We start from the raw sequence: 10,210 nt of genomic DNA on the forward strand, positions 1-10,210 counted from the left end.
TCGCGATCTCGGCGAAGCCTATCTCGACCAGATCAGCCAGACCCGAACCGTCGCCAACCTCAAACGACGTCTCGAGCGCCTCGGCTACAAGGTCACCCTCGAACAAAAGGCCGAGCCCGCATGACCCCACATCCACGCTGAGGCTATTTTCGTGGCCCGGCGGCTCATCCCCGCGCATGCGGGGAACGCTTGTTGCCCGCGCCGTCCGTCGTGATTGCGCCCGGCTCATCCCCGCGCATGCGGGGAACGCTTGTTGAATAAGAGTTTCCCCACCAACCGCTCCGGCTCATCCCCGCGCATGCGGGGAACGCAATTCGGGCAGCAAGTTCACAATCCCATCAGACGGCTCATCCCCGCGCATGCGGGGAACGCTCCATGAGAACCACAGTTCCGAATCATCACGCCGGCTCATCCCCGCGCATGCGGGGAACGCTATCATGGACGCGCAACCACATATTCCGGAATCGGCTCATCCCCGCGCATGCGGGGAACGCTTACTTATACTATTTGGGTCAAGATGGTTCGACGGCTCATCCCCGCGCATGCGGGGAACGCTTGAACGGGATTGGCGGGAACTGGGGCGACCACGGCTCATCCCCGCGCATGCGGGGAACGCCGTCTGGGTTACTCTATGATCCAAGACTAGTCCGGCTCATCCCCGCGCATGCGGGGAACGCTGACCAAACACGTTCCATTGCGGGCGTCGGCCAGGCTCATCCCCGCGCATGCGGGGAACGCGTCGGGCTGATAGGGGTAAAAGAACACACCCCGGGCTCATCCCCGCGCATGCGGGGAACGCGCCTTGGAGATCACGCCGCCATCCTCATAGTTCGGCTCATCCCCGCGCATGCGGGGAACGCGAACATGGGGGGATCTCCCTAAAGCCAAAATTCGGCTCATCCCCGCGCATGCGGGGAACGCATAATCGAGGCGAGCGCCTCGAGGCCCGCCTGCGGCTCATCCCCGCGCATGCGGGGAACGCGTCTCTACCGATGCCTTGGTGACCAAGGGCGGCGGCTCATCCCCGCGCATGCGGGGAACGCTAATTATGATCGAAATTGATTCCTTCTGTTCCCGGCTCATCCCCGCGCATGCGGGGAACGCAAATAGAGCCGTCTCTGGTCGGCGACCCATTCCGGCTCATCCCCGCGCATGCGGGGAACGCTCTTGCTGCATATTATTGGATTCTCTACGATTTCAAACAGCGTGTCGCCGCACCGACCTTTACAGCGTGTCAGGCGTCGCTCGGAGGGCGAAAAGCGACAAGGCGGAAGCCGTCGAAATCGACAGGCATCCGGCGGCTCGCGCCGAACGTCTCGAAGGTGAAGCCGGCGTCGTTGGGCGCGTCCCACGCGATCACAGCATCGCCGTCCCCGATCAGTTTTTCCACCTGTTCGATGAGCATTTCGCGGGTGCGGGCGGAATAGCTTCCGAGATACACTCCAGCGCGAACCTCCAGGAGCCAGACCGCGAGCCGTCCGCGAAGCCGGGGCGGCGCGTTGTTGACGATCACGGCGATCACGAAGGAGTCCCCGGATCCCCCGTCTGGGCGGGGTCGGGAAAGGCGGGGCCGACCGCGTCCGGCGGCGGCTCAGGAAGCTGTAAGCCGCCGGCGAGCAGAACGTCCTCGATCGCCGGAATGAGCCGCCCGAGAATGTTGGCGCGGCGAAACGAGTCACGGCAGGCGTGGCGGGTTGCCATTTCCGGCGGCTTATCCAGCTTGCCCTTGGCGTGCTGGCTGGCGACGCGAAACGCTTCCGGCACGACCGTGTCGAATTTGAAAAGATCGGCGATATCGTAGACGAACGACAGCGGCTTGCCCGTATGCAGGAACCCGATCGCCGGGGCATAGCCGGCCGCGAGCACGGCGGCCTCCGTCACGCCGTAGAGGCAGGAGGTTGCCGCCGAGAGACACCGGTTCGGAATGTCTGAAGCGTCGAAATCCCTTGGGTCGTAATCGCGGCGGCGCCATTCGACGCCGAACTGGCGCGCAAGGCCGCGATAGATTTCGCGCACCCGCACGCCCTCGATCCCCCGCAACTGGTCAACCGAGCGGCGCTCGGGGCCGCTGTCGCCGAACCGGATCTGGAACATCTTACGCACGATTTGTAGGCGCGCGTCGGGATCGAGTGCGAGACGGCATTGCCACAGGAGCCGGTCGGAGCGTGCTCCGCCGGGCTGCCCGGCGGCGTAAAGCCGCACGCCCGCCTCGCCGATCCAGATCAAGAGCGTGCCGGCGGAGGCGGCGAGCGCCACGGCGGCGTGGCTCGTGCGCGTGCCCGGCTCCAGCATGATCGCCGCAAGGCCCCCGACCGGGATGACCGTCCGCACACCCGCCGCGTCGACCAGCACGAAGGCGCCGTCGATGACGTCGAGCTGTCCCTTCTCGACGAAGACGATCGAGGCGCGCTCTTTGAGCGGGATCGGCGAGGGCGGCGGCGCGCCGGGGAGGGTGGGAGTCACGGCGCGCGGCGCAGAAGCATCAGACCGCAGCCGAACGCCTTGGCGCGGCCGAAGCCAGCCAGAATCCGCTCGAGGAATGCCGAAGGATCCTCGACGACGAGGAGACCTTGCAGATCGAAGACGCCAATGTGGGCGGCGCTCCGGGCGCGGCGAGGCAAGGTCTCGACGTGGTAACCAGCAAGCTTCAGCGCTTCCAGCCGATAGCCGTCGCGCGTCTGGCGCGCCCTCAGCCATCCTTCGGCCGCTGTCCGGGCGGCCAGTTCGCGCCGCGCCGCGCGCGACGCAGGCGTTGCGCCTTCCGCTTCTTCGGCGTGCAGGCGATCGATCGCCACGTCGACCCGCTGCCGGTCGGCGCGGCCGTCGGCGCCGACACCGGTCTTGCGGTTCGTTGTCGCGTTGACCCGCAGATCGAACGCGAGGCGGTCGCCGGGGGCGAGGTCGGGCCGATACGGCTTGGTTTCGATCCGAAAAAACGGGGAGTCGTCGACCGGCCGAGGACCCAGCAGGTAATACTTGTCCCGCTCCGCCGCGCGCCACAGGAACGGGCTTTCGCCGCTCCGCCGCTGGTCCTGGAACGCCTTGGGCATGACAGTCCACATCAGCCGGTGCGTCATGGCCATCGCTTGACCATCGTCGGTGGGGGCGAGCGCGCCAATCAGAGGCGCGACGACGGCGGCGTCGCGTTTGAGCGTCATTCGCGAAAAGTGCGCCTCCTTCATCGCCCTTTTCCCTCATCCGGGTCGACCGGCGCCATCGCGTAGACGCGCTCGGCGCGGCTCGAAAAATGCCAGCGCATGCGGTCGCCCGGATCGTCGTTGCGCCGATGCAGCCGCGCCGGGCGGTTGCCCGCGAGCGGGCCCAGACGGTCGTCGACGGCGAGCGCGCTCCGCCCGCCGCCGAGAAGCGCGGCCCCGTCATTCGCGTCGACGAAACGCGCGTGCTCGGCAAACGCGGACTCGATGTCGTCAGACCCGATGAGGAGCGGCGCGAGCGGATGCGCGAGCGGGCAGGACTTGCGTCCCGCCCAGAGCATGAAGCGCGGGCGGAGGAGGGCGTCGCGCAAGGCCTCCAGCGAAACCGTCGCATCCAGCGTTACGCAATAGGCCGCCTGCCACAGGCCATCGGCGCGATAATCGCGCCGGGTGATCGAGGTTTCGAGATCGCCGCTGAACGCAAGCGCATGCGCCCGCGTCGCCGCAGGCCCTTTGCCCGCGGGCAGCGATTGGAAGGTGTGGAAGTCCGTCAGCGGCTGGCCAGGCCGCAGGGTGCGAGTCGCCGTCAGAAACGCGCGAGCGAGGGCCTTCTGGCCCGCGCTGTCGGCGCGCTCCACGCCGAGCGCCGCGCCGGCGAGCCCGATCAGCGCCGAGCGCGTCGGCCTGTCGGCCGTGCCGCGGCGAGCATTGCCGGGATCCTCGCCGAAGCTCGCAAGCGGCGCGGCGAGGACGATAACCAGCCAGCCGGTCATGCGCCGGCGCCTTCGAGCCCATCGGAGGCGAAGGCGGCAAGCTTGTCCAGCGTCGCCGTTCCCTCCTGGCCGACGTGCAGGACCTTTTCGTCCGTCCAGTCCTTGCCGTAGGCGGCGGCGAAGGCCTCTCTCTTGCGCCTCAGGCGCGCGATCGACTCGCCGATCTGATCTTCCCCGTCGACTGGCCGAGTGAACGCGCTCGCAAGGCTGCGCGGCTGCGCAGTCCCCTTTTCGGCGAGGATGAACTCGGGCCGCACATGATTGGCGAAGGAATTGCGCTTGCCCGAGGGCGAGGCGGTCGCTAGCGCGCGCACAAGCGCTTCGAGGCCGCGCGCGGCGAGCGCGGCGTCGCCGCCGAGGTTTTTCACGAGCAATCCGCGATCGACACAGACATAGATGTAATAGACGCCGGCGCCAAATCCGGTTTCGCCGACGAAGCCGGCCCCGGCGTCCTCTTCGCGCGTTTTGAGGTCGTCGACGGCAGTGTAATAGTCGTCCTCGATGTCGACCGCGTTGGTGGTGAAGGCGTGCGCCACCTGGACCGCTGCGTCGCGGTTGAAGTCGGGATTGTCGGCGAGCATGCGGCCGAACATGGCGATGTCGACAGCTCCGTCAGCGGTCTGCAGCACTGCTTTGGCGAGATCCTTGTCCTTGGGAAGCTTTTCCCCGGCCGCCACCTTCTCGGCAAGCTCGGTGGCAAGGCGGCGCTCGTCTGGCGAGACGAATGCGAGCTGGCGAATGCGCAGCGGATCAGGTTCGTCCTTGCTCTTCTTGTCGTCCAGCTTGCCGAAGGCCGCGGCCACATCGCGGGCCGCGGCGCGCGCCTTATCCTCCGAAACGCCGTTCGCCTTCAGATGCTCGAAGATTTCGTCGCCGAGCCGTTGGGTGCGCTGGCCCTGATGACCGTTGAGCGCAGTCGCGAACGGCTCAGAGGTGCGAATCGCCCGCTTGATCGCCTGGCTCGAAATACGCTGCCGTGTGGATCCGCCGATCGTCGCTGTCTTCGGGCGCCCGAGATCGTCGCGATTGGGATTGGACGGCGGGTAGGCGGTGAGAACGTGCAGTTGCAGGAAGTCGCTCATGGGACGGATTCCGTTTCGTTGGACGATGGATTGGGGGCTGGCCCCTCCGCCAGCTCGGGAGGCGCATCGGTCTGCCAGTACTGATAGGTCCAGTGCTGCAAAGTGCGGTCGTTCATCCAAAGCACGTCGCGAACGAAGCGGGGCACATTGAAGGCCGAATCGCCGAGGATCGCGACGGCGCGACGCGAAGCGCGGGCGAAACGGTCCCAGTCGCGGTCGTGAACCGCGCGCATGAGCGCGCCGAACCGGGCGGGCGACAGGCGCGGACGTTCGCCCGCTCGCGGATTGGGCGGGCGTCCGTCAGGGCCAAGACCGAGCGCGGCGGCGAACGGCGTCGGCGACGATGTATCGACGTGCGCGAGCGTCATGGCGAGGACGGCAAGTCTTTCGTCGGCGTCCCTGGGCAAGCGCTTGTCGCCTGTGGCGCGCACGGCCTTGATAAGCGCATGCGTCTCGGCGAGGAGCAGAGCGTCGAACGCGCTGGCGGCGCGCCGCAGCCGGGCCCTGGCGGCCCGGCTGTCCCCGGCATCGAGTTGCAGCCAGCGCTGCCAGCCCAGAACGGCGTCGAAGGCCTCAATGGGCTTGTCGGTCTCAACGGCCACGTCCGGTTCCTTTCTTTGCGGTCTTCGCGGATTCGGGCGGCGCGAGGCCAAGCGGGTCGAACAGTTTCTTTCCGTCCGCGCCGTAACCCAGGAGGGAAAGGCGAAGCTGTTTGAAGGCGGAGACGATCCGGGCCGCCTGCTTCGGATCGTCGATCGGGACCGGCGCGCATCTCGCGAAGGTTGCTTCGGCGGCGGTCGAAAGGGTTGCGAGCCACGCACGCCTCGAAGACTCCCCAGTCCGCGCCCCATCTGTGAGCATGGCGTCGAGCGTGTCGTGAAAAGGGTCCTCGGTCGCCTCGTAGAAGCCGGCCCGCGCCTCGTCGAAGAACGTTCGGTCGGTCGCAGGCTTAGCTCCTTCGCTGAACAGGGCCCTGCGCAAGGCGGCGACCAGCAGGCTCGCTGCCTCGTCAGCGGCGCGGGCGAAGGCGATCGCCGCTTTGTCCAGATCGTCCTGCGCCGTGCCGGATTCAGCCAGATGCAGCGGCTGCTCAGCCAGAAGATAGGCGACGGCCTCCATGTTGTTCATCGCCCATCCGGCCGCGCGCAATGAAGCATCGGCCGCGGTCGCACCGCGCAACTGTTGCCGGCGTCCATCCCGGCGGGCGGCGCTCACGGCTTTCGCCGGCTCGGCGATCATGCCCTCTTTCGTCGCCACGACGACGGAAACCCAGTCGCGGTAGCCAAAGCGGGCCGATTTCGGCTTCACGCTATAGCGCGGATCCGCCTCCCTCTGACGCCGATAGGGCGTGAGCGGATGCCCCCACTTGCCGTAGTTCACGCCCCAAGGCTTCTGCACGAAGCCCTGGACCAGCGGCCCTTCGATGCCGGTCATCGAACATGCCCCGCGGCTGCCGACTTGCAGGACGATGCGTCGCGGCATGCCGAAGAACCATTGCAGCGGATGAACATCGCCGTCGCGCTCGTGGACGACCCGCTCCCCGTCGGAGGTCAGCGTCGGTGCGAGCCAAGGCAGGATCTTCGGCAGGTCGTCGAGGTCAAAATCGGTGTCTTCGTCCACGACGAGATTGGCGATGAGGACGCGCCAGAGCGCAGACCGCTCGCCTGGCGGCGCACCCGGAACGACCAGCGTCGTCATCGGGCCGCCGCCACGCATTGATACGCGGTTGCCGGCGCCGCCGGCCGGCGCGAATTGTTGTAAGGCGTAGAGCGCCATCGCTGCGGCCGACAGGCCAAGCGCCGGGTAGCGGCCGCGGTGGGTCAGGAGGTCGGCGTTCTTCTTCTGACCATTGGCGCCGGGCGTATCGATCAGCAGCCCCTCAATAGGCGCCGGATCGCCGACGAGCCCGCCGAATTCCTGCAGGAAGCGCGGCCCCTCGCCATCCAGTTCGAAGGCGGGAAGGAACGGAGTCACGCGTTCGCGCAAGGCGTTAGGGTCCGGCGCTGAGGCCCACAGCCGCAGCCAATCCGACGCGCCCGTGGGCCTCAGCGCCAGCGTCGCGACGCCGACTGCCAGTTCGTACGCGGCGATATTGAAGTCGGCGCGCGGCCAGTCGAAATCCACGGGAGGGTCGTCGCCGTCATCGGCCAGCTCGGCGAAGGAGAGCCACCGCCGCGCGCCTCTTCGGGTGACGACGGGGAAGAAGGGATCGGCCAGCAGATTAAACATGGACCAAAAAGCGCGCCTCGAAACGCAAACAGCATCGGACCTCTGTCAGAGGCGGGCAAACTAGTACTACAGTTGCGAAATTAACAATTTTCTTAGGCCAAATTTCGGATCGTAGACCATATCGGCATTGCGAACGCGCAAGCAACCGTCATCTGCAACTTCAACGATCTCGATCGCTTTATCCCACTCCGGCCAGTCTCTGCGCGCCGCCTCACACAAGGCCTCGTCCTCGGCAAGCGGGAGTGCGTCGCCCCAGAACTTGCGCCGCGCCTTCACCTCGGACAGCGCCCACGCAACAGACGAGGATGCGCCTGGCGTCCGATCCCACGGGACGAGCCTGCCATCGACGCGGCGCGCAAGCCGCAACGTAATCGTCGGCTCGCCGAGCCGTGTTCCAATGTCTTCGTCGGCTCGAAGATCCGAAGGCAGCGCTCCATAGCCTTCCGGCAAGGATATCACGTTCATCGTGCCGAGCGCCCGCGCCGCGCCTTCCTTGCCTACGCCCTTCTGTTCGGCCGCGCCGAGCGCCCGAGGAACGGGTGCGCCGTCCGCGCCATAGACCGCCTCGATCATCGGACGGAGATCGTCGGGCGTGCGAATGCGCCCCTGAGCGAAAAGCGTGCGCGCCGAGCGCCACAGGATCCCGGCATTTTGATAGACCGCCGCCGCCTTGCCGAGACACGAGCCAAGCCAGTCCGTCTTGTCGACGGCTCCAGGATCCGGCGACACGACCATCAGCATCGGCTCGGGCGTCGGCCGCACGGCTTGCGGGCGCTGATCCATATGGCGCCAAAGCCTCCCCGCGCGCTGGATGATCAGGTCGATCGGCGCGAGGTCCGAGATGACGAGATCGAAGTCGAGATCGAGCGATTGCTCGACCACCTGCGTCGCGACCAGGATATGTCCGGCGCGATCCTTGGGCCTCGCCGCGCGCCCGAAGCGCCCGAGAACATCGTTTTCGATGGCGAGCCGGTCGCATTGCGCGAAGCGCGCATGAAAAAGATGCACGGTTCCCTCTGGTCGCACAGTTGCGAGCCGGTCGAACGCCGCGATCGCTTCGTCGACCGCATTGGAGATCACGAGCACGGCCGCACCGACGTCGGCCGCGGCGCAGGCCGCCTCGTGCGCGGCGGAGCGGTCGGGGAGGCGCTCGACATTGACCGTCCGTGCGAGCCCCTGAGCCAGTGCGACAGACGTTTCCCGCCCGCCTGTAGCATCGACCTGTGTCAGCAAGGGATAGCTGAGCGAGCCGAGCGAGCCCGCGTCGCGCTTCGCCCTGCGCTTTTGAAGACCGAGTCCGATCAGAAACGCCTCCGCAATTTCCCGGCGCGCTTCGAGCGACAGAGTCGCCGAAAGCACGATCGCCGATCCACCATTCATCGCGTGCAGGCGAAGGAGTGCGTTAAGCTCTTCCTTCATGTAAAAATCGAAGCAATGCGCTTCATCGATGATGAGAATGCGGCCGGCCAGCGCATACTGGCGCAGGGTCAAGTGCTTCTTTGGCAGCACGGCGAGAAACGCCTGGTCGATCGTCCCCGCGCCGACATCGGCGAAGAACGCCCGCCGCCGGTCGTCGGAGATCCAGGCGTTGCAGTCCACCGCCGCCGAGGGTTCTCCGTCCGCCAGCGGCGCCGCCGCCAGACGGGAAAGCTCGCGGGACAGATCCGCTTTCGCATGCGCTAGAACGAGCGAGGGGCGCCGACCTTCGGTTCCCTCTTGTTCGAAGATGGCGTCGACGACAGCTCGCAGCCGGTCGTGCATCGCGTTCGCCGTCGCCATCGTCGGCAACGCGAAGAAGATTCCCTCGCCATGGCCGGCGACCATCAGGCGCGCGGCCAAAAGAATGGCGGCCTCAGTCTTGCCGGAACCCGTGGCGTCCTCGATCAGGAGCAGTTGCGGCCCCGCGGAGAGCGCGAGCGATCCGGCAATCGCCTGCATCGGGCGCGGGAAGGCCGCAGCCTGCGGCGCGAAGTCGGCTAATCTGACGGCGGCCGCCGGCCTCGCCGGCAGGAGACCCTTCGCCGCGAGCGCCTGCTCGGCTGCTTTCAGTGCATTGCGCCAGTAGTCCGAGAGCGGGATGTCGAGCGGCGCAAGCGGGAAAAACTCTGCGTCCGATCCGACCCAGTCGGCAAGGGTCGTCAAACCCGACAGGCGCCAGGACAGGAGGCAGACGCCGTCTTCGTCCAAATCTTCCGCCGGCGCTGGCCGCAGTAATTCCTCCATAAGTTCAAACGCTTCTTCGGCGGCAGAAGCGCAGATAGGATCGTCAGGCGTCCAAGACGGATCGTCTGGGGGCGGCGGCGCGCCATGATGGCCGGCAATCGCCGCGACGATGGGCCATTCGTAGCCCTTGGCGAGACGTGGGAGGCAGGCACGGAAGCGGCTCTCGATCGGCGGGCGCCGCAAGCGCCATGCCGTCATTCTCCAATGATTGGGACCAGCAGGAGGCTTCTCAGGTCGCGGCCCTAGGACATCCGGCCACAATTCTGGGACTTTCCACTGAAACGGACGTGAGAGCTTGCCGAGATCATGCAGCCCGGCGAAAAACGCCATCAGCCGCGCATATCCTTCGGGTTCTAGGCCGAGAAGCGCCGCCTCCCGACGCAACCGGGCAGGATTTTCGATGAGGAACCGCAGCGCGACGGCTCCGACATCGAGGAGATGGTGCAGCACGGGCTTGTAGGTCGGGGAGCTTCTATCTTGCGAGTTGAGCGTCCGCTTAGAGGATGCCGTCTTTGCCCAGAATGTCAGGTTCACGTTCATAGCGGAGCGATTGTGGAATTACGTTGGTGACGACGATCTTCTGGGCGCAACATCAGTGTCGGGGTCCACGCGCTCCAAGAGCAGGTCGCGAGGCTGGAGGGCGAGCGCGCGGCCGAGGCGAACGCGCGGAGGCCGTGGTGGTTGGTTCTGTGGCGGTGGATCGTGGGTTGAGGGGGTGTGCGGGTTCGCACCTAACTCGCGACCGGAT

8 protein-coding genes and 1 CRISPR repeat array are annotated in these 10,210 nt (G+C 66.6%); all 8 genes read right to left on the reverse strand.

Going from position 1 to position 10,210, the window contains the following annotated elements:
• The first annotated feature begins 160 nt into the window (after positions 1-160).
• Positions 161-1,165: direct repeats of the CRISPR family, unit length 29 nt; unit sequence CGGCTCATCCCCGCGCATGCGGGGAACGC.
• A gap of 69 nt (positions 1,166-1,234) precedes the next feature.
• Positions 1,235-1,522 carry a type I-E CRISPR-associated endoribonuclease Cas2e gene (gene cas2e, locus ACLP25_RS16205; RefSeq protein WP_442470213.1) on the reverse strand — a complete coding sequence of 96 codons (288 nt, stop codon included), beginning with the start codon at positions 1,520-1,522 and terminating at the stop codon, positions 1,235-1,237.
• The gene (cas1e, locus tag ACLP25_RS16210; protein WP_442470214.1) at positions 1,519-2,463 is read right to left on the reverse strand and encodes a type I-E CRISPR-associated endonuclease Cas1e; all 945 of its coding nucleotides are present in this window, start codon (positions 2,461-2,463) and stop codon (positions 1,519-1,521) included. Before cas1e ends, cas2e begins: the two co-directional genes overlap by 4 nt.
• On the reverse strand, positions 2,460-3,182 hold the full coding sequence (gene cas6e, locus ACLP25_RS16215) for a type I-E CRISPR-associated protein Cas6/Cse3/CasE (RefSeq protein WP_442470215.1): 723 nt from the start codon (positions 3,180-3,182) through the stop codon (positions 2,460-2,462). Before cas6e ends, cas1e begins: the two co-directional genes overlap by 4 nt.
• Entirely contained in the window at positions 3,179-3,928 is a 750-nt protein-coding gene (gene cas5e, locus ACLP25_RS16220) for a type I-E CRISPR-associated protein Cas5/CasD (RefSeq protein WP_442470216.1), read from the reverse strand. The genes cas6e and cas5e overlap by 4 nt, the downstream gene beginning before the upstream one ends.
• Positions 3,925-5,010, reverse strand: coding sequence for a type I-E CRISPR-associated protein Cas7/Cse4/CasC (cas7e, locus tag ACLP25_RS16225; RefSeq protein ID WP_442470217.1), 1,086 nt, complete (start codon positions 5,008-5,010; stop codon positions 3,925-3,927). Before cas7e ends, cas5e begins: the two co-directional genes overlap by 4 nt.
• Complete coding sequence (gene casB / locus ACLP25_RS16230; protein ID WP_442470218.1) at positions 5,007-5,612, reverse strand: type I-E CRISPR-associated protein Cse2/CasB; 606 nt, start codon at positions 5,610-5,612, stop codon at positions 5,007-5,009. The genes cas7e and casB overlap by 4 nt, the downstream gene beginning before the upstream one ends.
• Complete coding sequence (gene casA, locus ACLP25_RS16235; protein ID WP_442470219.1) at positions 5,602-7,239, reverse strand: type I-E CRISPR-associated protein Cse1/CasA; 1,638 nt, start codon at positions 7,237-7,239, stop codon at positions 5,602-5,604. Before casA ends, casB begins: the two co-directional genes overlap by 11 nt.
• A gap of 66 nt (positions 7,240-7,305) precedes the next feature.
• Positions 7,306-10,002, reverse strand: a complete 2,697-nt coding sequence (gene cas3 / locus ACLP25_RS16240; RefSeq protein WP_442470220.1) for a CRISPR-associated helicase Cas3' — start codon at positions 10,000-10,002, stop codon at positions 7,306-7,308.
• Between the last annotated feature and the right edge of the window lie 208 nt (positions 10,003-10,210).

The organism is Roseiarcus sp. (assembly GCF_052145395.1).
Lineage (GTDB): Bacteria > Pseudomonadota > Alphaproteobacteria > Rhizobiales > Beijerinckiaceae > Roseiarcus.

Bases quoted from the DNA above. Each gene is read 5' to 3' on its own strand.
- casA (WP_442470219.1), bottom strand. From the start codon at position 7,239: ATGTTTAATCTGCTGGCCGATCCCTTCTTCCCCGTCGTCACCCGAAGA.
- cas5e (WP_442470216.1), bottom strand. From the start codon at position 3,928: ATGACCGGCTGGCTGGTTATCGTCCTCGCCGCGCCGCTTGCGAGCTTC.
- cas6e (WP_442470215.1), bottom strand. From the start codon at position 3,182: ATGAAGGAGGCGCACTTTTCGCGAATGACGCTCAAACGCGACGCCGCC.
- cas7e (WP_442470217.1), bottom strand. From the start codon at position 5,010: ATGAGCGACTTCCTGCAACTGCACGTTCTCACCGCCTACCCGCCGTCC.
- cas3 (WP_442470220.1), bottom strand. From the start codon at position 10,002: ATGAACGTGAACCTGACATTCTGGGCAAAGACGGCATCCTCTAAGCGG.